20 protein-coding genes and 1 pseudogene are annotated in these 22,303 nt (G+C 64.0%); 12 read left to right on the forward strand and 9 right to left on the reverse strand.

The window, feature by feature from the left end; all coding sequences use genetic code 11:
• The first annotated feature begins 40 nt into the window (after nt 1-40).
• The 3 genes from FZI91_RS22110 to purF all read left to right on the forward strand — a co-directional run bounded on the left by FZI91_RS22110 (nt 41) and on the right by purF (nt 2,733).
• The gene (locus FZI91_RS22110; RefSeq protein WP_155941262.1) at nt 41-643 is read left to right on the forward strand and encodes a hypothetical protein; all 603 of its coding nucleotides are present in this window, start codon (nt 41-43) and stop codon (nt 641-643) included.
• Between the two features lie 32 nt (nt 644-675).
• Nucleotides 676-1,059 (forward strand): sterol carrier family protein, encoded by a 384-nt coding sequence (locus FZI91_RS22115; protein ID WP_155941263.1) that lies wholly within the window; start codon nt 676-678, stop codon nt 1,057-1,059.
• A gap of 159 nt (nt 1,060-1,218) precedes the next feature.
• The gene (gene purF / locus FZI91_RS22120; RefSeq protein ID WP_309224047.1) at nt 1,219-2,733 is read left to right on the forward strand and encodes an amidophosphoribosyltransferase; all 1,515 of its coding nucleotides are present in this window, start codon (nt 1,219-1,221) and stop codon (nt 2,731-2,733) included.
• Here purF and FZI91_RS22125 read toward each other — a convergent pair.
• The gene (locus tag FZI91_RS22125; protein ID WP_155941264.1) at nt 2,730-3,236 is read right to left on the reverse strand and encodes a hypothetical protein; all 507 of its coding nucleotides are present in this window, start codon (nt 3,234-3,236) and stop codon (nt 2,730-2,732) included. The genes purF and FZI91_RS22125 overlap by 4 nt on opposite strands.
• A gap of 75 nt (nt 3,237-3,311) precedes the next feature.
• A complete protein-coding gene (locus FZI91_RS22130; protein WP_162525516.1) occupies nt 3,312-4,325 on the reverse strand; it encodes an AraC family transcriptional regulator in 1,014 nt (337 codons plus the stop codon).
• A gap of 188 nt (nt 4,326-4,513) precedes the next feature.
• Between FZI91_RS22130 and FZI91_RS22135 the strand changes: the two genes are divergently transcribed.
• Nucleotides 4,514-5,416, forward strand: coding sequence for an SDR family NAD(P)-dependent oxidoreductase (locus tag FZI91_RS22135; protein WP_155941265.1), 903 nt, complete (start codon nt 4,514-4,516; stop codon nt 5,414-5,416).
• Here the strand turns inward: FZI91_RS22135 and FZI91_RS22140 are convergent.
• Nucleotides 5,402-6,382 (reverse strand): NAD-dependent epimerase/dehydratase family protein, encoded by a 981-nt coding sequence (locus FZI91_RS22140; RefSeq protein ID WP_155941266.1) that lies wholly within the window; start codon nt 6,380-6,382, stop codon nt 5,402-5,404. The two genes, FZI91_RS22135 and FZI91_RS22140, sit on opposite strands and share 15 nt — an antisense overlap.
• A gap of 269 nt (nt 6,383-6,651) precedes the next feature.
• Between FZI91_RS22140 and FZI91_RS22145 the strand changes: the two genes are divergently transcribed.
• From FZI91_RS22145 to FZI91_RS22160, 4 genes are read left to right on the forward strand one after another with little or no spacing between them, the layout of a single operon-like run.
• Nucleotides 6,652-8,178 carry an ABC transporter substrate-binding protein gene (locus FZI91_RS22145; protein ID WP_162525558.1) on the forward strand — a complete coding sequence of 509 codons (1,527 nt, stop codon included), beginning with the start codon at nt 6,652-6,654 and terminating at the stop codon, nt 8,176-8,178.
• The gene (locus tag FZI91_RS22150; RefSeq protein WP_162525517.1) at nt 8,175-9,200 is read left to right on the forward strand and encodes an ABC transporter permease; all 1,026 of its coding nucleotides are present in this window, start codon (nt 8,175-8,177) and stop codon (nt 9,198-9,200) included. Before FZI91_RS22145 ends, FZI91_RS22150 begins: the two co-directional genes overlap by 4 nt.
• An 8-nt stretch (nt 9,201-9,208) precedes the next feature.
• The gene (locus FZI91_RS22155) at nt 9,209-10,144 is read left to right on the forward strand and encodes an ABC transporter permease (protein ID WP_155941268.1); all 936 of its coding nucleotides are present in this window, start codon (nt 9,209-9,211) and stop codon (nt 10,142-10,144) included.
• A 5-nt stretch (nt 10,145-10,149) separates the two neighbouring features.
• Nucleotides 10,150-11,805: an ABC transporter ATP-binding protein gene (locus tag FZI91_RS22160; protein WP_155941423.1), complete on the forward strand. Its 1,656-nt coding sequence runs from the start codon at nt 10,150-10,152 to the stop codon at nt 11,803-11,805.
• A 76-nt stretch (nt 11,806-11,881) separates the two neighbouring features.
• Here FZI91_RS22160 and FZI91_RS22165 read toward each other — a convergent pair whose 3' ends face one another.
• From FZI91_RS22165 to FZI91_RS22175, 3 genes are all read right to left on the reverse strand, one after another.
• Nucleotides 11,882-13,879, reverse strand: coding sequence for a triacylglycerol lipase (locus tag FZI91_RS22165; protein WP_155941269.1), 1,998 nt, complete (start codon nt 13,877-13,879; stop codon nt 11,882-11,884).
• A 96-nt stretch (nt 13,880-13,975) separates the two neighbouring features.
• Nucleotides 13,976-15,388 (reverse strand): amidase, encoded by a 1,413-nt coding sequence (locus FZI91_RS22170; protein ID WP_155941270.1) that lies wholly within the window; start codon nt 15,386-15,388, stop codon nt 13,976-13,978.
• Nucleotides 15,385-16,008 carry a TetR/AcrR family transcriptional regulator gene (locus FZI91_RS22175; RefSeq protein ID WP_155941271.1) on the reverse strand — a complete coding sequence of 208 codons (624 nt, stop codon included), beginning with the start codon at nt 16,006-16,008 and terminating at the stop codon, nt 15,385-15,387. The genes FZI91_RS22170 and FZI91_RS22175 overlap by 4 nt, the downstream gene beginning before the upstream one ends.
• Before the next feature lie 91 nt (nt 16,009-16,099).
• Between FZI91_RS22175 and FZI91_RS22180 the strand changes: the two genes are divergently transcribed.
• A complete protein-coding gene (locus tag FZI91_RS22180) occupies nt 16,100-17,065 on the forward strand; it encodes a Rieske 2Fe-2S domain-containing protein (RefSeq protein ID WP_155941272.1) in 966 nt (321 codons plus the stop codon).
• Nucleotides 17,062-18,144 (forward strand): dihydrodipicolinate reductase, encoded by a 1,083-nt coding sequence (locus FZI91_RS22185; RefSeq protein WP_155941273.1) that lies wholly within the window; start codon nt 17,062-17,064, stop codon nt 18,142-18,144. The genes FZI91_RS22180 and FZI91_RS22185 overlap by 4 nt, the downstream gene beginning before the upstream one ends.
• On the opposite strand, the gene FZI91_RS22190 is transcribed toward FZI91_RS22185, so the two are convergent.
• Nucleotides 18,141-19,025: an oxygenase MpaB family protein gene (locus FZI91_RS22190; protein WP_203448767.1), complete on the reverse strand. Its 885-nt coding sequence runs from the start codon at nt 19,023-19,025 to the stop codon at nt 18,141-18,143. The two genes, FZI91_RS22185 and FZI91_RS22190, sit on opposite strands and share 4 nt — an antisense overlap.
• A 92-nt stretch (nt 19,026-19,117) precedes the next feature.
• On the opposite strand from FZI91_RS22190, the gene FZI91_RS22195 reads away from it, so the two are divergent.
• Together FZI91_RS22195 and purM are read left to right on the forward strand one after the other, a co-directional pair.
• Complete coding sequence (locus FZI91_RS22195) at nt 19,118-19,741, forward strand: TetR/AcrR family transcriptional regulator (protein ID WP_155941274.1); 624 nt, start codon at nt 19,118-19,120, stop codon at nt 19,739-19,741.
• Nucleotides 19,742-19,792: 51 nt separating this feature from the next.
• Entirely contained in the window at nt 19,793-20,872 is a 1,080-nt protein-coding gene (purM, locus tag FZI91_RS22200) for a phosphoribosylformylglycinamidine cyclo-ligase (RefSeq protein WP_155941275.1), read from the forward strand.
• A 21-nt stretch (nt 20,873-20,893) separates the two neighbouring features.
• Here the strand turns inward: purM and FZI91_RS22205 are convergent, their stop codons facing one another.
• Complete coding sequence (locus FZI91_RS22205; RefSeq protein ID WP_155941276.1) at nt 20,894-21,073, reverse strand: DUF3073 domain-containing protein; 180 nt, start codon at nt 21,071-21,073, stop codon at nt 20,894-20,896.
• Between the two features lie 82 nt (nt 21,074-21,155).
• A pseudogene (locus FZI91_RS22210) lies at nt 21,156-22,282 on the reverse strand (YgfZ/GcvT domain-containing protein).
• Nucleotides 22,283-22,303: the final 21 nt, after the last annotated feature.

Below are 22,303 nucleotides of genomic sequence, written 5' to 3' on the forward strand. Positions count from 1 at the left end.
ATCCCGGACTGGCTGGGTATTCGCTGTAGATAATCGGCGGATGGCCTCGCAATGGAGAACCAGGATTCGGCGTGCCGGTGCCACGCTGGCAGGAGTAACGGTCGCTGCCGGAGTGGCCTTGGCCGCACCCGCCAGCGCCGATCCCGCATCGCTGCCGGTGTTCGTCCCGTACCCCTCGGAGTGGTCGCCGGACACCTCGGTGTTCCCGTACAACATGTGGCAGAGCCGGGCGTCCGATGAGCAGTTCACGGCGCTGCGTGATTCCTGCCAGTGGTTCAACGCGCAGTACGACACCCTGATGGGTTCGGTGTTCGGATTCCAGAATTACCTGCGTGACCACCACGACGTCTGGGCGGCCTCGGGTTCGGACACCGTCGGCAATGTGGTCACCGCCAATCTGGATCAGTCGGCGGGCTTCCTCGACCCCCGCGTGCACACGCTCTACATCACCAACTATCCGGACCAGAGCCAGTACTCGCCGCTGTACAACGGTGACTCCTTCTATCACCTGTGGTTCCAGTTCACCCAGATCAGCGACAAGATGAAACAACAGCTGCCGTCCGGAGTGATCAATGCCAATATCGCCGCCGGCAACGTCTACGGGAGCACCATCCGCAATTCGGGAATTTGTGACGGAGCGTAGCGGCCTGTCAGTGCCCAGATAGGCTGGCCCACATGCCAGCTCGCGCACCGGATGCCGCCTCCACTCGGGCTGCGGTGCTCGCGGTCGCGGAATGGTTGCACGATCCGCAGGCGCCCGAGCCGTCGCGCGCGCTGCTTGCCGACGCCGTACGGTGCACCGCCCGGACCCTCGCCGCCGACGCACCCGGTGCATCCGTGGAGGTGCGGGTGCCGCCATTCGTTGCCGTGCAATGCATCTCGGGTCCGCGGCACACCCGCGGCACCCCGCCCAACGTGGTCGAGACCGCCCCTAGGGCCTGGTTACTACTGGCCACCGGACTGCTGACCCTGGAGCAGGCAATCGTCGACCGGGCGGTCACCGTGTCCGGATCCCGGGCCGGTGAAGTTGCCGACTGGCTGCCGTTGGTGCCGATCTAACGCCGAGAGTGAAGCTGTTGCGGGGAAACGTCGAGAAATCCGCACTAACTTCACGCTCGAGAGTGGCGGCCTGGCCAGCCGATTCCGCATTCAGCAATTTGCCCCGTAAACTGTGGTGGTCACCCACGCCCACGCAGGACGCAGCCAGGGAGCCGCATCGTGACCGCACAGCCGATCGAGCTGGAAAATGACCCTCGCGAAGAATGCGGCGTATTCGGGGTCTGGGCACCCGGCGAAGAGGTATCAAAACTTACCTACTACGGCCTGTACGCGCTACAGCACCGTGGCCAGGAGGCCGCCGGTATCGCTGTGGCCGATGGCTCACAGGTAGTGGTGTTCAAGGATCTCGGCCTGGTCAGCCAGGTATTCGACGAGCAGACCCTCGCCGCCATGCAGGGGCATGTGGCGATCGGGCACTGCCGCTACTCGACCACAGGTTCGGTCACCTGGGAGAACGCCCAGCCGGTGTTCCGGACCACGGCTGCCGGTACCGGAGTCGCGCTCGGACACAATGGGAACCTGGTCAACACGGCGGAGCTCACGAAGCGGGCGCGTGATGCCGGCCTGATCAACTCGAAGACCCCCGGCATGGCCACCACTGATTCGGACATCATGGGCGCGTTGCTGGCCCACGATGCCGCCGATACCACCATCGAACAAGCAGCCATGTCGCTGCTGCCCACCGTGCGTGGCGCGTTCTGTCTGGTCTTCATGGACGAGAACACCCTCTATGCCGCGCGCGATCCGCACGGGGTGCGCCCGTTGTGCCTGGGCCGTCTCGACACGGGTTGGGTCGTCGCCTCGGAGACCGCTGCCCTGGACATCGTGGGTGCCTCGTTCGTTCGGGATATCGAGCCCGGCGAGCTGCTCGCCATCGACGCCGACGGCGTGCGTTCCAGCCGTTTCGCCAATGCGACACCCAAAACCTGCGTCTTTGAATACGTGTATCTGGCCCGGCCCGACAGCATGCTCGACGGAAGATCGGTGCACTCCACCCGCGTCGAGATCGGGCGCCGGCTGGCGGCCGAACACACCGTCGATGCCGACTTGGTGATCGGCGTTCCGGAATCCGGCATTCCTGCGGCCGTCGGCTACGCGCAGGGGTCGGGTATTCCGTACGGACAGGGCCTAATGAAGAACGCCTACGTGGGCCGCACCTTCATCCAGCCTTCGCAGACCATTCGTCAGCTCGGTATTCGTTTGAAGCTCAACCCCCTCCGTGAGGTCATCCGCGGCAAGCGGCTCGTGGTGGTGGACGATTCGATCGTCCGCGGTAACACCCAGCGGGCGCTGATCAGGATGCTGCGCGAGGCGGGCGCAGCCGAGGTGCATGTGCGCATCGCCTCGCCGCCGGTGCGCTGGCCATGCTTTTACGGCATCGACTTCGCTTCTCCCGCAGAACTTATCGCCAATGCGGTGGAATCGGACGATGAGATGCTCGATGGTGTCCGGACGGCGATTGGTGCCGACACCCTGGGTTACATCTCGGCCGAGGGGATGGTCGCGGCCACCCAAGAGCCTCGCTCACGGCTGTGCTGTGCCTGCTTCGACGGCAATTACCCGATCGAGCTGCCGAAGGAAACCGCGTTGGGCAAGAACGTGGTCGAAAACATGCTCAAGGTGACTGCGCGCGAGAAAACAAGCGACAGCGCTGATTCCGTCCAGACGCGCTAGGTGGTCGGAAGCTCCGTCATATCCCGGAGAACCCTGAATCGCTTTCTGGCGGATGCGATGAGGGAGTCGATCTGGTGATCGATTGCCGTCTCAAAGGAATGCTGAAGGTCCCCAGCAAGGATGAGTTCGTCGACGAGAACGAATAGCTCGGCGATGACCGAGGATTCGCGTTCATAGATGTTCAGGACGACGGTCGCGGTCGCGCCCAACAGCCCCCTTGAGACGACGTGATATCGGCCTCGGCGGGTCGCGATAAGGTCGCTCCGAGTTGTCTTCTCGACGATCGTCCACTCGATGGGAGTCACCACCCCAACGATTCCGGTCGACGTGGTGAAGGTGTCTCCCGGCACGAGGTCGTGGACACTTTGATCACGTGCGCCAAACACTTGTGGTGTGCCTCTGCCCGGCTCGATGTCGCCGGCTCCTGGGAGGCGGATATGGGCGAGGGCCGAAACGTCGTTGAGGCTGCGGACGATCTCGAAACGCCGTTCCGCCGAAAGCAAACTTCCCCCTCAAGGTCTTAGTGAGCCCGAGGTTATGTGACAGAAGGGGCGTGTGCGATGACCGAATTGGGCGAATTACTTGACCGAACGCGCCCGGTTTCGGTACTGGGCCGGCGATGCATCGGTCCACCGTCTAAAGGCGCGAGTAAAGGCGCTGAGTTCGGAGAAGCCCAGGCGGCCGGACAGATCGGTCAGCGATTCCGTGTCGCTCTCAAGGCTTTTGAACGCCTCATCACGAAGTACCTCGTCTCGGATCTCGCGGACCGATGTTCCGAACTCGCCTCGCAGAGAACGCTGGAGCGCTGACTGCGTCATGTTCAGTGCCGCCGCGATATCGCCAACGGTCGGGATTCCCCGTCCGATACCTGTTTTGACGATGCGCTCGACTCGATCGGGTAGCTGTTGGCGATAACTGCTGACGTTGAACCAGAGCTGTTCCGGATGGTCGAGGAGGGAAATGATTTCCTCCTCGGTGCGCAGTATCGGCATGTCGAGGAGTTTGGCGTCGAGAATCAGTGCGGCCGAACCGCTGTCGAACTCAACTGGCGCCCCGAGGATCTTGCTCTGCTGGGACCGCCCGGCCGGATGTGCGTGAGGCAGGAGAACGCGTTCGACCTGGATGGAACGCATGGTCAACCAGGTCCACATCTGGACCACGATGGCCATAATCCATTCGGTGACCGTGGCATCGGGCAAGTTGAGGGCCGAAACGTCCAGGGCGACGGTGGCGAGCTCGCCCGACCTGACCATCGTCGTGTTCGGTACCAGGGGAACGGCGTCCCTGAACGCGTCCCAGCGCGCGAAGGCCGCGCCGGGAGTCTCCGATGTCGCGAGGCTGAACATCAGGATCTGGAGCGTCACCGGCGGGATCGGCGCGGAGCTAATACCGAATGACAGATCATCCGTGCGGGCAAGGACCTCGCGGATGACCGTTCGCAGCTGCGCTGGGGTGGCCGTCGTCGGCTCGCCGGCGAGGAAGCGCGGTGAAACCTGCACTCCCATCAGCATCTCGGCCGCGTCCCAGCCCTGCTTCTGCGCCAATTCCGCCACCAGGGTGCCCCAACGCGGCGGGATCGATATCTGCTCCACGTCGCCTCCCCTGTCAAGATTCAAGAGGTGATATTGGTATAGATTGTTGCCAGTTTCAACTACCGCGGTACTGCGGTATGCCGTTTTCCCCGCGCGCAGGGCGTTCGCCGCCCTGGCGGTGAGACCGTCGAGCAGCAATGCTGATACCTGTTCGGATGGACCGATCGACGATCTGGGGAGGGCCACAGATGACCGAATCCACACACGAGCAGATCATTGTGATGACTGGTGCCACTGCGGGTCTCGGCGCGGGTACCGCCAAAATCCTTGCCGAACAACCCAACACGCGCCTCATCGTGGGCGCGCGCGGAACGGGCAGAGCGGTGCCGGGAGGGTGCGTGCTGCCACTTGACTTGGCGTCGCTGGACAGTGTCAGGCGCTTCTCCGAAGACGTGCGACGCGAGCTCGGTGATGCCTCGATCGATGTCCTGGTGCTCAATGCGGGGCTGCAGTTTCGAGACACGGACCACCGGACGGTCGATGGATTCGAGACCACGTTCGCGGTGAATCACTTGGCCCACTACCTGTTGGCGCGGCTGCTACTGCCCGCCCTCACCGACGGTGGGCGGTTGGTGATCACATCGAGCGACACACATGACCCGTCGATTATTCCCTTCGCGCCGCGATCACTGGATCCACTGCGGCTCGCACATCCGGACCCAGGAGGCATGGCTGCCGGCTTCCGCGCATACGCCGCCTCAAAGCTGTGCAATCTGCTGACGGCCCGATCGTTCGCAGGGCTAGGCGAGGTGACGCGGCGCGGAATTGAAGTTGTCTCCTACAACCCCGGGCTCACCTTGGGGACGGGGCTGGGCGGGCTGGACTCGCCAGGGGTTCGCGTGCTGCGTCCGCTGCTGCGCCTCGTCGCGTTGATCCGACCCCAGTTCCATCCCGGATCGGTGTATCGGTCGGGTGAAGCGCTGGCCGAGCTGGCGCTGGGTACGGTGAAACCGCCGCCTGGCCGTCTCTACGCGTCACTTGTCAAGGGGACGTTGACCTTCCCGGATCCCGCGCCGCTGGCACAGGATGACCGGAAGGCCGACGAACTATGGCGCGACAGCGCCGCAATGGTTGGGTTAGAGCCGTCCTGAGCTGACGAAGAAGTCGACGAGCTCGTTGACCGTCGTCTCGAGCGAGCGCGGGTCATAGCCCAATTCGGTGCGCGCCTTGGTGATGTCCACGGCAGGCGACACCGTCAGCTTGTTGAACGCGGCGCGGCTCAGTGCGTCGCTCTTCAGGAGCTTGCCGATGGGTTCGATGACCGGGATCGCGGCGTTGAGCAGACCCATCGGCAGCGCGAACAACGGACCGCGCTTGCCGATGTGTTGTGCGGCCAGACGACATATCTGGAGCAGGCCGCCGGTGTGTCCGCCCAGTAGATAGTTCTCTCCGGTGCGGCCCTTCTCGCCGGCCAGGTACAGCCCTGCCGCGACATCGCGGGCGTCCACCAAGTCATAGGTGCTGGCGACCATTGCGGGCAGCCGCCCGCGGGCGCTATCGAACAGCAGCTTGTTGATGCGCGAGAGCGGCGCAGGCGCGGGCAGATCCACCGGGCCATACACCCCCGTCGGATTGCAGATGACGGCGTCCAATCCGGATTCGATGACCTCGCGCACGGCCACTTCGCCACCCCACTTGGAGCGCTGGTAGACGGGTAGGTCGGCACCGGTCGAGCGTGGAGTGTTCTCGTCGACGGTCGACACACTGTTGGAGTAGGAGTCAATCGAGCTGCAATGCACCATGCGGCGCGCGCCGACGGAGAGGGCCGCCTGCGCGACGGTACGGGCGCCTTCGGTGTTGATGCGCCAGCACAGCTCGTCCTCGTGCTTGAGGGTGATGACGGCGACCAGGTGGTAGACCACCTCGACACCTTCGAGAGCCTTCGTCATGGAGCCAAGATCTAGGACATCACCCGATACCCAGGTGACGGCCTCGCGAGTCTCCGGTGAGCTGGGCACTGCGCGGTCGATGGCGACCACCTCATGTCCGTTCTCCACTAGGAGATTGACCAGGTTGGTGCCAATGAATCCGGCGGCACCGGTGACGGCAGTCTTCATCGTTGTCCTCAAGTGACGTGGGTGTTTTTTCGGTCAGGCGCTCGCGCGCTCGACCGTTGGCACCCAACCTACCTAACGCTCGCTTGGGTGCCCTTGTGACATCTATTGGATCGCACCCAGGCAGGTTGGGGCAATAGTTGCGATACTCGCCGGATGAGCCGCTTGCGCGAAGACCGTCTGATCGGATGACCCGCTTGCGTGAAGACCAGATACGGCGGATGCGCAAACTGGCAGTGGCCGTATCTGTGCTGCTCGCCGCGGGATGTGGGATCGGACGGCCACCCGGAGCCGTCGACGGGCAGTACCTCACAGTCGGCACCACGGATCGGGTGTCCACCCTCGATCCCGCCGGGGCGTACGACAACGGGTCCTTCCAGGTAGAGAACCAGGTCTATCCCTTCCTGATGAACTTCACGCCGGGGACCGGCGACCTCAAACCCGACTTGGCCTCCTCGTGCGGATTCAAGAACCCGACGCTCTACAGCTGTGCGCTGAAACCCGGTTCCGTCTTCGCCAACGGCCACAAACTCACCTCGTCGGATGTGAAGTTCTCCTATGACCGCGAGCGCGTGATCAACGACCCCAACGGACCGCAGTCACTGCTGGCCAACCTCGATCGCGTGGAGGCGCCCGACGACCTGACGATCGACTTCCGGCTCAAGCTCGCCAACGATCAGACCTTCCCCCAGGTGCTGGCCACCAATGCCGGACCGATCATCGACGAGGAGGTCTTCCCGCCCGATCGGTTGCTCGATGACGATGCCATCGCGAAGGCCGAGCCCTTCGCGGGCCCGTACACCATCACCTCACACAGCAAGAACCAGCTGATCGGGCTGCGCGCCAACCCCCATTACGTCGGCGGGCTGGGTGCACCGCAGTCAGAGCTGGTAGGTATCAAGTACTACAGCGGTGGCGAGAACCTCAAGATCGATATCGAGAACCGGGCAATCGACGTGGCCTATCGAAGCCTGTCGCCCAACGATATCGAGACACTCCGGGTCAATCCGCGCCTCGCCGTGCATGAGGGTCCCGGCGGAGAACTCAGGTACATCGTCTTCAACCTCAAGACCATGCCGGGTGGTACAGATGCCCAGAAGCTCGCGATCCGCAAGGCCGTCTCGTCGCTGATCGACCGTGAGGCATTGTCCCGCAACGTATACAAGGGCATCTACACCCCGGCCTACTCGGTAGTGCCCGACTCGATGGCGGGTACCCGTGAATCCTTCAAAACAATCTACGGTGCCAGGCCGAACGTCGACCTGGCCCGAAAGTTTCTGTCAGAGGCCGACATACCGGTCCCCGTGCTGATAAATCTGCAATACAACCCGGACCATTACGGGGGAAACTCTTCGGAGGAATATGCGGCGGTCAAGGGACAGCTCGAAGCCTCCGGCCTGTTCCGGGTGGACCTGCAGTCCACCGAGTGGGTGGCCTACCAGGAGCGGCGATCATCGGACTCGTACCCGGTGTACCAATTCGGCTGGTTTCCGGATTTCCCCGACCCGGACAATTATCTGACGCCGTTCTTCATGCCGGACAACATGGTGGTGAACCACTTCCAGAGTGACACCATCACCCGGCTCATCACGGCCGAGGCCACCGAACCGGATCGCGCCAAACGCCTGAGCATCATCGGGCAAATCCAGGATCTGATGGCGCGCGACTACATTTCGACGCTCCCACTGCTCACCGGCAAGCAGATCGCGATATCGGTCAAGAACGTCGAAGGGATCATGCTGGGCCCGTCGTTCAAGTTCCAGTTCACTCCGCTGAAGAAGACGGGGGGTGTCGCGTGAGCAGCACACTCCTGCGCTACCTCGGGGTGCGCCTGGCGTTGATCATTCCGACGGCGTGGATCCTGATGACCGTGGTGTTCGTGCTCATGCGGGGTATCGGCGATCCCATTACCGCGCAGGCCGGCGGCCGGCTCACTCCGGCCGAGATCGCCAAACGCAAGGCCGAGGCGGGATTCGACCGCCCGATTTGGACCCAGTATTGGGAGTACCTCACGGGGGTCCTGCGTGGTGACTTTGGGCGCACCTTGACCGACAAGCGGTCGATCACCGACATCATCGTGGTCAACGGCGCCGCCACCCTGGAGCTCGCGGCTGGCGCAATCATCGTGGCGCTGCTCGTGGGAATTCCGTTGGGGCGTCTGGCCGCAACCCATCGAGACAAGATTACCGATGTGTCCTTGCGGCTGGCGGCGGTGCTGTTTTACGCCGCTCCGGTGTTCTTCGTGGCGATCCTGCTTAAGTTGTTCTTCTCGGTGAAGCTCGGCTGGCTGCCGGCGTCAGGGCGCAGCACCGTCGGCACCGAGATCGCACTGGACGCCATGCCGCACCGCACCCACCTGTTGTTGGTGGACACCGTGTTGTACGGCAACAGTGGATATTTCGTGGATGCCCTCAAACATCTGGTGCTGCCAGTCTTGGCGCTCGGCCTGCTGACCGCCGGGGTGTTTCTGCGGTTGGTGCGGGTCAACCTGTTGCAGACACTGCGGGCGGGATATGTGGATGCCGCTCGGGCCCGCGGGCTTTCCGAGCGAGTGGTGGTGGGACGTCATGCCTTCCGGAACTCGCTGGTGCCGGTGGTCACGGTGATGGGCATGCAGATCGCCATGCTGCTCGCCGGCGCCGTGCTAACGGAAACCGCGTTCGAATGGAACGGTCTGGGTTCTCAACTAGCGCACTATCTTTCGGCACGTGACTTCGTGGCCGTACAGGGCATCGTCACCGTGATCGCGATCATCGTAGCGGTGATGAGCTTCGTCATCGACGTGGTAGTCGCATTCATCGATCCGAGGGTGAGGTTCTGATGACGGGCATGACGAAACGAGCGCCGCTCGCCGAGCGACTGCGCCGGCTCCCCGGTGTGAGTTTGTTGCGTTCCACGCACGGACTGCAGCGGGTCACCCTGGTAGGCGGTCTTGTCCTCGTCATCGGATTCATACTTGTCGCGGCCATCGCGCCCCTGTTGGCGCCGTACGGGTTCTCGCAAACTAGTGCGGACGGGGTCGATTTCGTGCGGCAGCAGGCTCCGTCATGGCAGCACTGGTTCGGTACCTCGGTGCGCGGTGAGGATGTGCACTCCCGGGTGCTGTTCGGTGCCCGTACCGCGCTGCTCGTCATCCTGGCCTCGCTGGTGGTCTCCCTGCCCGTCGGTGTGGTGCTGGGGCTGACCTCTGGATACCTGGGCGGCTGGCTGGACCGCGGGTTGGTCCTGGTGACGGACGCGCTGTACGCCATGCCCTCGCTGCTGCTGGCCATCGTGGTATCGATCGCGGTCACCGGAGGTCAATCCAGCACCGGCGGAGGCATTATCGCGGCGGCCATCGCCATCATGGCCGTATTCGTGCCGCAATACTTCCGGGTGGTACGCAACGCCACCGTCGGCATCAAGCAGGAACCCTTTGTCGACGCCGCCCGGGTCACCGGCGCCAGCACACCGCGAATCCTGTTTCGGCACATCCTGTCCAATGTCACCTCGTCGCTGCCGGTCATCATCACCCTCAACGGCGCCGAGGCCATCCTGACGTTGGCCGGCCTCGGCTTTCTCGGGTTCGGCATCGAACCCACCCAGGCCGCCGAATGGGGATACGACCTGAACAAGGCGTTATCGGATGTGGCCAACGGGATTTGGTGGACTGGGGTGTTCCCGGGTATCGCCATTGTGCTCGTGGTGCTCGGCATGACGTTGGTGGGCGAGAGTCTCAACGAAGTCATCAATCCGCTACTGCGAACCCGGCGAGGTGACGCGTGAGTGACATGGAAGCAGTGGCGCCGTTGTCGTTCCGGTCGCTATCGGTGACCTTCAGCACCGACAGTGGGCCCGTCGCCGCGGTGGAGGACGTGTCCTTCGACGTGAAACCGGGTGAGGTGCTCGCCGTTGTCGGAGAATCGGGCTCGGGCAAATCGGTGTCCTCACGCGCCGCCATCCGGCTGCTGCCCGAGACCGCGCGCATCACCGGCTCGGTTCTGCTGGACGGCCGCGATGTCACCACACTGTCGGGCCGTGAGCTGACGGCTATGCGCGGCAAGGACATCGCGATGGTGTTCCAGGAGCCTGGGGCGGCACTGGATCCGCTCTTCACCATCGGCTACCAGGTAGGTGAGGCAGTCCGCGCGCACGCGGCCATGACCCGCACGCAGGCCCGCGCGCGGGTCCTCGAACTGCTCGCACTGGTGCAGTTGCCCGATCCGGAGCGCCGCTACGACTGCTATCCGCATCAGCTCTCGGGTGGTCAGAAACAACGCGTGGTCATCGCGATCGCCATCGCCTGCGACCCCAAGGTGATCATCGCCGACGAGCCGACCACCGCCCTCGATGTGACGGTACAGGCCGAAATCCTGGAACTCCTCCGGGATCTGCGCGATCGGATTGGCAGCTCGATCGTGCTCATCACTCACAACATGGGCGTCGTCGCCGATATCGCCGACCGGGTGGTGGTGATGAAACAGGGCAGAGTCGTCGAAATAGCCCCGGTGGAACAGCTTTTCGCCGCGCCTGCCGAACCGTACACACGGGCGCTGCTGGCGGCCGTGCCGCACCTCGGCCAGGGAGATCCTGAGCATGCACCCGCGGAGAGTGGAGATCCGGCCGAGCCGGTGCTGGAGGTGTCCCACTTGGTGGTGGAATTCCCCGGTCCGCTCGGGCGCTCATCCTTCCGTGCCGTCGACGACGTGAGTTTCAGCATCGGTCGCGGTAAAACCCTTGGACTGGTGGGGGAGTCAGGGTCGGGCAAGTCGACCATCGGTCGATGCGTGGCCGCGCTGCAGCCGCCGGCCTCCGGATCGGTGCGGATGCTCGGGCAGGAAATCGTGGGCATGAGTCAGCGCAAGCTGCGTCCGCTGCGCGCCAGGTTCGGGTTCGTGTTCCAGGACCCGGCCACCTCGTTGAACCCGAAGATGCGCGTGGGTGATTGCATTGCCGAACCCATGTGGGTGCATCGTTACGGGGATCGGCACAAGATCCTCAGCCGAGTCGCTGAACTGGTCGATGCCGTGCAACTTCCGGCCGGCACTGAAAACCGCTATCCGCATGAGCTTTCCGGAGGCCAGCGGCAGCGTGCCAATTTGGCCAGGGCGCTGGCGTTGAGCCCCGACCTGCTGGTCGCCGACGAACCCACCAGCGCGCTTGACGTATCGGTGCAGGCGGCGGTGCTGGACCTGTTCGAGGAGTTGCAGCAGCAGTGGCAGTTCGCTTGCCTGTTCATCAGTCACGATCTGGCCGTGGTGGACCGGCTCGCCGACGAGGTCGCGGTGCTGCGTCACGGGGTGCTCGAAGAGATGGGTCCGCGCGGTCAGATTCTGCATAACCCGTCCACCGAATACACCCGCGCATTGGTTGCGGCGGTGCCGGTGCCGGATCCCTTAGAACAAAGGGAGCGTCAGCGCGCCCGTCGTTCCGTGCCGCCGAGATGACATCTATGCGGGAGTTACGTCGTGCGTTACCTGCGCGAATGTGATGTCGGTGCAACGCAAGTGGCGTGCCCAGGGGTTAGGAAGCGCCTGCGGTGTGCTCGTGCGACGGCCTCTCGGCGGCCTTCTTGTGATCACCGGAGCTCGACGCCGAGCCGGTTTCCGGATGCCCTGGCTTGTGGTCGCTTGCCCCATTCGGTGTGGAGGCCTGTTGTCCGCCAACGCTGGCTGACGAACCGGTGCTCCCACTCCCGTTCGTTGTGGAATTCTCAGTGTCGGAATGCGCAGCGGAAGAGGCGTCTGTGGCCGCCCCGCCGCTCTTCTTGGTCGCCGCCGGCGTCCTCTCGCTCTTCGTAGATCCCGATTCGGCCGCCGGGCTGGCCGAATGGTCGAAAAGCCTGCTCCCCGCGGTTTTCCCGTCGCGGGCTATGCCGTTGGCGCCGATACCGATCTTCGGCGTGATGGTGTTGGACTCGTGTGCCGCGGGCTTCTTGTCGGCATCGGGCTTGCTCGGTGACTCTTTTGCCTTGGTTTCGCCGGCCGCCGGAGAGGCTTTGGTGACCGGGCTCTCGGTGGCTTTGGCGAGGTGATCCGGCTGTGGGGAGGTCTTGCTGCTCGGTGTCTGTTCGGCCGGGGTATTAGCAACCGTCACACCGTGTGTCTCGCTGATGGAGACAGACTGGCCGTTGCGCTTCAACGTGACATCGCGCCCCGCGACCTCGAGGGTCGCTCCCGAAGGCGTGGTGACTGTGGTGCCGGTTGCGGCCTTGCCGGCCGACTCTTGAGATTGCTTGGAGGCGTTCTGCTTTGCAGATTCGGGCCGGTCTTCGATGGTCGCGACCACCTTTGTGCCCTCGGAGACGGTTGTGGTGCTGCCGTCCCTGCTGAGGGTGGTACCTGGATTGGCCTTGATCTGATCGGCCGAGCGTTGCGCCGACTGGCTGGACTTGAGGTAGTTGGTCACGGCCGAGATGACTTCCCCGCCGTTCAGGCCGTGGTCGACCACCCCGTCGCGCGGCACCCCGGGCAGCGAATGCACTTCGATGTTGACCGCAGTGGAACCCGGTGCCGCTGTGATGAATTGAGACTTGTATGGGGTGGCGACGACATCATTTTTGGTGCTCACCACCAGGTAGTCGACACCTGGCTTGGTGTCCGGCAGCTTGTCGAGCTTGTCGAGAAAGCGGCTGCCCACGGTCTGTTGCGACAAGGACGGCCAGCCCAGCGTGCTGACAGCCGAATAGATCACGTCTTTGACGGGTTTCCAGCCGTTGATATCGACCGAATTGCCCACCGGGCCAATGACGTCGGCGAGTCCACTGAAGGTGGTGCCGTGACTCGAGGGCGCCAGCTGGACAACATTAGCCACCCTGTCAGATTTGTCCTGCGCGACGAAATTCTTGATCAGCAGGCCGCCCTGCGAATGGCCGACGAGGTCGACTTTGCCGGCGCCGGTTTGATCCAAGACCGTCGCGACTTCATGGGCAAGCTGTTGTGTGGACACCTCGACATCGCCGAAGCCGCGCAGCCCGATCTGCCGTCCGATCGAGCCCACGAGGCCCTGAAATCCCTTCTGGCCGTACTCGAAGGTGAACGCCTTCATCCCCGCATCATGCAGGCTCGTCTTCATCGCATCCCAGTACTTTTGGTTCTCGGCAGTTCCGTGAACTAGGACGACCGGGATGCTCCCCGGTGTCGGTGTGCCGGCTTCGGCCGGGGAGGCGAGGGATTCGGACTTGATGACCGCATCCAGACCGTGGCCGTTCTCACCCGGATTCAATGAGACGGTGGCCCGCCGGGTGATCGTGAGGGTGGGCGATGAATCGGAGGCAGCGGGCCCGGCCCCGAGCGGTGTCGAGTCCGAGGTCAGGGAAATGTACCCGGACTCCACCGTCAACGTGATCGGAGCAGACAAGGGATTCTCTGAGATCGTGTGAAGGGCCGCGGGCGCCCCGTCCGTGACCACCAATGATGCGACCAGAGATGCGGCCAATAAAACCCGCAGCCTGGCTGCGCGGGGGTGATGCGATAGGGGATTCCGTGAGGCGCCGCGTGCACAGTACGACGCCGTCGGCATGCACAAAACGGTAGGTGCTCAGCCGGTGGATCGCATGTCGAGCGCCCTAATTTTGTTGCAACACTGCCAATTTGTGATTGGCATCACGGATTCGGACTAGCCCAGCATCGAGAACGGCTGCGCTTCCTCGATTTCCAGCGCGAGCTCAAGCAAGGTCCGCTCACTGCCGCGCTGACCGCTGAACATCACCCCGATGGGCAACCCGTCGGGGTCCTGCCCGAGCGGAAGCGATATTGCGGGCGCGCCGCAGGCGTTATGCAGTGGAGTGAATCCCACGTATGAGCTGAGCTTGTCCAGCAGCACCTCGGGATCCTGATCCGGCGTCAGGTATCCGATCCGCGGTGTGGTGTGGGTGAGCACCGGGGTGAGCACGGCGTCGACGTTCGCGAACCCGCGCTCGTACACCCGGGCCGATGCGGCCAGCCGGGCCAGGAACAGTGGTGCGCGGTACGACCGCCGGACAAACCTGCGGCTCAGCCCGAGGGTCAGCGGGTCCAGCCGAGACGCGTCGAACCCGTCGAACATCCGCGAGCCGCCTTTGGCGATGGCGAAGGCCAGGAACGACCAGTAATCTTCGAAGTCGGTTTTGAAGGACGGCAGCACCGCGGGGATGTACGGCTCGACGGTGTGACCAAGAGATTCAACCACTTTCGCGGCAGAGTCCACCGCCTGCCGGGTGGCGGGATCCGTGGCCGGTGCAAAGGGGGAGTCCATACACAGGCCGATGCGCAGCCGGCGTTGCAGGGGGTGATCCACCCGGCCAATGGGCGTCAGCTTCGGGTGACGATAGTGCTGCTCGGCCGCCTCGAAGAACCGTGCGCAGTCGCGAACGCTGCGCACGAGCACTCCGTCGGCGACGATCTTCACCGGTGCGGAACTGCTCGACGGGTCGCCCAAAAGCCTTCCGCGACTGGGCTTGAGGCCGACTAGACCGCATACCGCCGCGGGGATTCGGATGGATCCGCCGCCGTCGTTGCCGTGTGCGATGGGCACCACCCCCGCGGCCACCAGCGCCGCCGACCCGCCGGAGGACCCGCCCGCGGAGAAGTCGGTGTGCCACGGATTGCGGGTGACCGAACCGCCCGAACGTTCCGTGCTGGCCGACCAACCGTATTCGGGCATGGTGGTCGACGCGATAGGAACGAGCCCGGTGCTGAGGAACTGTTGCGTAAACGGTCCGTCCACAGTCTGCAGCGTCGGCGGGATCGCCGCGGATCCTTCGGTCAGCGGCATGCCGGCGACGTGGATATTGTTTTTCGTGGCGGTGGGTACACCGTGAAAGGCCGCCAATGTGCCCGTGGCGCCGTCCATCGAGTTCACCCGCTCACGAGCCCGCGGAAAGTCCTTGAACTCCACCGCATTGAGCGCCGGATTGACCCTTTCGAGACGGACGATGGCGGCCTCGGCGCATTCGCCTGCGGTGACCTCGCCGGAGGCAATTCGTTCGGCGACACCGGTGGCATCCAAGTCGCCGAGCGCGTCCTCGGTGAATGCGTGCACGCGCGTCATGCGTGACCTCCTAGATAAGCGACGATCGCGTTGGTCAGCCCTCGACGGGCCTCGTCTAGATCCGAATAGGTACCCAACTGTTTTTCCGATACGAGTCCGCGCATGGCGCCTGGGATAAAGGCGGCCACCTCACGCACTCGAACCGGATCGACATCCAGGCCATCGAACGCCTGCTGACACGCACGCGCCCAACGATGCTTCCACGAGGACAACTCGGCGGCGGTCTGGGGGTACACCCGCTCCAGCTCCGTGGGTTCCGGAGGCAGCGCCCGACGCAGATTCTCGATCGCCCGCGAGTCCGGTGAGGTCAAACCCCGATAGAGGGTTTCGACGATGGCGCTCACCCGTCGATCCAGCGGCCCTTCCGGATCCGTGCGCCATGGTTGTTCTCCGCGGCGCTCGGCGGTGCACTGCAAGACCGCGGCCCACAGCCCGTCGATATCGCCGAACTGGTACTTGACCGCACCCCAGGTGGCGCCGCATTCCTTGGCAATCCTGTTCGCCGAAACCGCCGCCGGGTCGCCCGAGGCGAGTACGCGCAGCGCGGCGTCGAGCATGCCCTCGCGGGTCGCCAGGCCCCGACGATTTGCCCGTCGCCCGGTGGACACCGCTTCGCTCATCCCAAGGATGCTAGCGGTCGATGCTTTTTCATAGAGGTCTCTGTGAAAATTGGCCGGATTCGGCTACTGTCACCCGCGTAAGGAGGTTCCGATGCCGAAGCCGCCGCTGTCCATGAAGCCCACCGGGTGGTTCCAGGTCGCCTGGGCCGCGCAGATTGCGGTCGGTGCAGTGCATCGGATGACCTACTTCGGGCGTGAGATGGTGGCGTGGCGCGCGCACTCCGGTGAGCTCGCGGTAATGGATGCGTACTGCGAACACCTCGGCGCGCACCTGGGCCACGGCGGTCACGTCGAGGGCGACCGGATCGTCTGCCCCTTCCACGGCTGGGAGTGGAATCGTGAGGGCAGGAACGTGTGCATCCCCTACGAGAATCGGCCAAACCCATTGCGGCGCATCCGAAGCTACCCGGTGGTGGAGCGCAACGAGTCGGTGTACATCTGGCATGACATCCAGGGGCGTGAGCCCTACTTCGACGTTCCGGACGTGTTCACCGGCTTCGAGAGCGGTGGTGATGTGAGTGACTATCACCCCGCGGCAACGCTATTGCGGGAACGTCTGCAAATCCATCCCCAGTACGTTCTTGAAAACGGCGTCGACTTCGCACATTTCAAGTACGTGCACAAGACGCCGTTCATCCCGACGTTCACCCGTCAGGAGTTCGTAAACCCCATCTCGTACGTGGACTTCACCATTGCCTTCGACGAGGTGGCCTCTGCCGACGAGATGAACAGTGGGGTAGAGGCGATCAACGGCGGTCTCGGGGTGGCGGTGACGAAAAGCTGGGGCATGATCGACAACCGCACCATCACCGCCGTCACGCCCGTCGATGACGCCACGGCCGACGTTCGCTTCATGGTCTACATCGGCAGAGGTCAGGATGCGTCAACCGCAAAGGTGTTCGCGCAGGCCGTCATCGATCAATTCCTGGCCGACGTGCACATCTGGCAGCACCAGCGATACTCCGATCCGCCCACGCTGGTGCGCGCCGAATACGAAGGCTTTATGAAACTGCGTCAATGGGCAACCCAGTTCTATCCGGAAGAAGTCACCGCATGAGTCCCATCAGGGTGTTTCAGGTCGCTACCGGAAACGTCGGCACCGAGATGATCAAACGTATCGCCCAACATCCTGACCTGGAATTGGCCGGATTACATTGCTACTCAACGGAAAAGATCGGCCGTGATGCCGGTGAGCTTGTCGGGCTGGAACCCAACGGCATCATCGCCACCGGCACCGTCGAGGAGATCATCGCCATCAAACCCGATGTGCTGACCTTCCACGGTGTGTTCCCCGACGAGGACCTGTACGTCAAGGTTCTGGAGGCGGGTATCGACATCGTCACCACCGCCGACTGGATCACCGGGCACCACCGCAACCAAAACCACCCGCACCCGTCGGGCCGCCTCACCACCGAGGTGCTGCAGGAGGCGTGTGAACGTGGCGGCGCCACGTTCTACGGCACCGGCATGAACCCGGGACTGACGCAGATCCTGGGCATCGTCCACTCGTGCGACGTCGCCGAGATCGAGAACGTCACCGTCATCGAGTCCGTGGACGTGTCCTGCCACCACTCGGTGGACTCCTGGGAGATGGTCGGCTACGGACGCCCGGCGAACGATCCGGGGATCCCGGCCATGCTGGAGAAGGGCACCCGCGTCTTCGCCGATGGGGTGTACCTGATGGCCGACTGCTTCGGACTGGAACTCGACGACGTCACCTTCTCCTACGAGCTGGGCGCCTGCACCGAGGACGTGGACCTCGGCTGGTACCGGCTGCCTAAAGGCTCGCTGGGCGCCAGTTACTTGAAATACCAAGGGATCGTCGACGGCGTGCCGAAGGTCGAGGTGCATGTCGAATGGCAGATGACCCCGAAGACTCAGCCGCATTGGAACGTCAAGGGCTGCTACATCACGAAGATTCAGGGCGATCCTTGCGTCTACAGCAAGCACATGGTTATCCCCAAGCCCGGCACCGACTTCACCAACCCCGCGGCGTTCGCTTCTGTAGGGATGACCGTTACGGGGCTGCCCGCACTCAATGCCATCCGGAGCGTCATTGACGCCCCGCCAGGGATCCTTACCTCCGCCGATCTGCCGCTACGCGGATTCGCCGGCAGGTTCAAGCAGGCCGTCTAGAAACCCTGCTTCTTGATGCCGGCGTAGGCGCGGGGGAAGTACTTGAGGCGTTGAGGGACGCGTGGCCATGTGGCGCGTACAACTCCTTGAAAGAGGCTGAAGAGGCGCTGATCTCGAGGCGACCAGGACAAGCCAAGGACCTCGCGTCCACGCGGAGTCATCATCGCGGACATCAGCCAGGGGCTCATCCGCCGCGCGACTGGCTCGAGCAACAGATCCCAGAGGGGGCCTGGGATGGGCACCGGGAAAGTCCGTGGGGCACCGATCTTTCCGAGTCGGCCGACGGCGAATTCGGTGGTCTTGTTGGATTCAAGAACCTTGTCGTGCATGTCTTCCCAATACGCGCGGAAGTCTGCGTAGTTGTCGATGACGGGCCGCATGGAAAGTCCGTACCGCCGCCACCAGGCGACACCTTCGCGGACGACCTGGTCCTTTTGCGCCTCGGTCAGCGGTGTGCCGAAGAATTCCTCGAGGGATATCACCGCATCGACAAAGGTGGCGTGCGTCCACCAGAAGGTATCGGGGTCAAGCGCGTGATATCGCCCTCCATCCGGTAACTCGCCCTTGACGTCGTGATGGAAGTCGCGGACGAGGAGCCCGGTCTTGGTGTCCTCGTCGTCGTAGATCACGCCCATGATCGGCGGAATCGATCGGAGGAAGCGGTCCATCGGGTCATCGAAGAAGTTCGACACCTCTTGGAGGGACTGACCTACCGCCGGGTGCATGTTTTGCAGGGTTCCCGAGTAAGAGGCCAACAGCCACACGGTGCGTTGCCCGAAGATGCGCCACGTCAGTGAGCCGGGGCCAACGGGCGATTCGCGAAATCCCTGCGAGTCCACGGCGGTCGTTGGTTCCGATGGTGTGGGCTGAGCCTGCGTCATCCATACAACAATACAACAGACAATGCGGAAGTGTTGTACAGCCAATTTTGGGGTTACCTGTCGCCGCAGCTAGGGGTGTGTAATCTGAACAGATGACATCGGCGTGGCAACCTACGGAGGTGGCCGACCTGCACATCCTGGAGGCAGCGCTCGAGCAGTTCGCCGTCCTGGGTATCTCGCGCACCTCACTCACCGATATCGCGCGCAGAGCCAACGTCGATCGCGGCACCATCTACCGGCGAGTGGGTGACCTGCAGGCGGTGACAGCGGCCGCGCTGGTGTTGGAGGGCCAGCGCCTCGTCGACCAAATTCGCGCGGATGTCGAGCCCTTTGACGATCTGTCGGAACGGTTCGAGCGTGCCTTCGTGGGCACGGTGCAGCGGATGCGCAATCACCCCATTGTGGTGCGTGCATTGGAGGTGGACAGGGCAGCCGCGCTGCTCGCCATCGCCGACGCGACCGCGGCGGTGATGAATGCCGCGAACGCGTTCGTGGTGGACGAAATTCATCGTGCACGCCGAGGTGGGTGCATCGTGCCCATACAGGACGAAGTACTGGCCGGGGTGACCGTCCGACTCGTCCACTCGTTGGTGGTCTTCCCCGATGCTCCCCCCGTTCTGAAGACCGATCAAGAACTCGCCGAGTATGTACGGAACAACTTTTCGGTCCTTCTGCCGATCGCTGGCTTGCTCCGCGCGCCGATCGACTCACAGTGACGGGCTGTGGCGGTACCAGTCCCAGGCAGGACGGGTACCGTAAGGCCCGATATGAGCGAGCGAGCCGACAAACCCAGTAATTCGTACGCCGCGGCCGGGGTCGATATCGAAGCCGGCGACCGGGCCGTCGAGCTATTCAAGACATCCGTCGCCAAGACACACCGTCCCGAGGTGCTGGGCGGTATCGGCGGCTTCGCCGGTCTGTTCGCCCTCAAGGGTGGGTATCGCGAGCCAGTACTCGCGGCCTCCACCGACGGCGTCGGCACCAAGATCGCCGTCGCGCAGGCGATGGACAAACGCGACACCGTCGGCCTCGACCTGGTGGCCATGGTCGTCGACGATCTCGTGGTGTGCGGGGCCGAACCGCTTTTCCTGCAGGACTACATCGCCGTCGGCAAGGTCGTCCCCGAACGCGTCAGCGAGTTGGTGGCCGGTATCGCCGAGGGCTGCGCCATCGCCGGCTGCGCCCTCCTGGGCGGGGAAACCGCCGAACACCCGGGCCTAATGGCCCCCGATGACTTCGACCTGTCCGCCACCGGAGTCGGCATCGTCGAAGCCGACCGGGTGCTCGGACCGGACCGGGTGCGCCCGGGCGACGTCGTCATCGCCATGCGGTCCTCGGGTCTGCATTCCAATGGGTACTCACTGGCTCGCCACGTGCTGCTGGAGATCGACCGGATGGATCTGTTTGGTCAGGTCGAGGAGTTCGGCCGCACCCTCGGTGAGGAGCTGCTCGAACCCACCCGCATCTACGCCAAGGACTGCCTGGCGCTGGCGGCCGAGACCGAGGTGCGGACGTTCTGCCACGTCACCGGCGGCGGGCTCGCGGGCAACCTGGAGCGCGTCATCCCCGAGGGACTGGTCGCCGAACTCGACCGGGGCAGCTGGACCCCCGGCCCCATCTTCGCCATGATCGCCCAGCGAGGCCGCATCGAGCGCGCCGAGATGGACAAGACCTTCAACATGGGCGTCGGCATGGTGGCCGTCGTCGCCCCCGAAGACGTCGATAGGGCGCTCGCGGTCCTGACCGCACGCCACATCGACTGCTGGACCCTCGGCACCATCAAGAAATCAGGCAGGGATTCAGGCGGCGAACGCGCCCTGCTGGTAGGTCAGCACCCGAGGTTCTAGAGGTTTGAGCCTGGGCCGCGACTAGCGGCGCCGGGCATCCTCGTCATCCGTCCAGCGATCGCTGGAGCGGTCGTCATCCGGTTGAGATGACGTACCGCCGGAAAGTTCACGGCGGAGCTCCTCAAGATTCGTGTTTGGAGAGCTGTATTTCAGCTCGCGAGCAACCTTGGTCTGCTTTGCCTTTGCCCGGCCGCGGCCCATGGGGGAACCCCCTCGCGCAATAGCGGAGCGGCCCAATGTAGGGCGGCTCCGGTGGAGTGTTTTTATCGATCCTGACGATAGTTTAGCGTGCCGTTCCGGCGACTGCTGCACGCCCTAACGACCCAGGTCGCCCTAGCCTTGGCGGAGCCGGTTGACGGCCTCGCGTCCGCGCTGTTCACCGTCCAGCTCGGGCAGTAGATCGAGGTCGATCGCGGCAGGCGACGGACCCGCCGTCAGCGGCGTCGGATTGCCGTTCATGACGGCCTCGACAACCGAGCGTTTGACCAGAGCCAGGGCGATGGGCCCCAGGTCCACATGGTCGATCACCGAGCCCACGCGGCCGACTGTGCGACCGCCCGCGGTCACCTCGTCTCCCGTAGATGGCCGATCCACGGAGCCGTCCAGATGTAGCAACACCAGCACCCGCGGCGGCTTGCCGAGATTGTGCACCCGGGCCACCGTCTCCTGACCGCGATAGCAGCCCTTGGCCAGATGTACGGCCCGGGGATCGTCGTCGACGGCGATCCAGGCCGCCTCGTGCGGGATAGTCCGCTCATCGGTGTCCACCGTGAGACGCGGCCGGGCAGCCGCCACGCGGAGCGCCTCGAACGCCCATAAGCCGGCCGGTCGCACCCCCAGACGTTCGGCGAGGCCGGCCCCGGAGGGGACCAGGAGATCGAACGTTGCGTCGGGCAGTGGCCACGGCACGCGTCGGATGAGACCGCCGCCGGGGAGCGCGACGGCGCAGCCGAAGTCGGGCAGCGCCGTGATGCCCAGTTTTTCGGCCAGCTCGACGGTGTCCGGGCCCAGCAGGGTGAAGACCGACAGATCGGGCGCGGTGACCTCCACCTTCGCCCAGAACACCATCTTGGTGAGGAAGTCCTGCAGCGCCTGGCCACGCCAGGGTTCGGTGTCGAGGTAGGTGATGCCGTCTAGATCGGTTTGCACCCAATGGTCTTCGACGCGGCCCTGCCCGTCGAGGCTGAGGTTCTCCCGTGTTTCGCCATCCCGCAGGTCCGCGACGTGTTGGCTGGAGATGGTGTGCAGCCAGCTCAGCCGTTCGGGACCGGACAGGGCGATGACCGGTCGTGTTGATCTGTCCACAAGGACGGCGCCGGTCAATGCGGTGCGCTGCTCACCGAGCGGGTCGCCGTAGTGCCAGATTGCACCGGCGTCGGGGTTGTCTTCGGGTACGTACACAGCGCTCATCGGTGCCTATGTTTCTTCGCG

The organism is Mycobacteroides sp. CBMA 271, assembly GCF_009729205.1.
Classification (GTDB): Bacteria; Actinomycetota; Actinomycetes; order Mycobacteriales; family Mycobacteriaceae; genus Mycobacterium.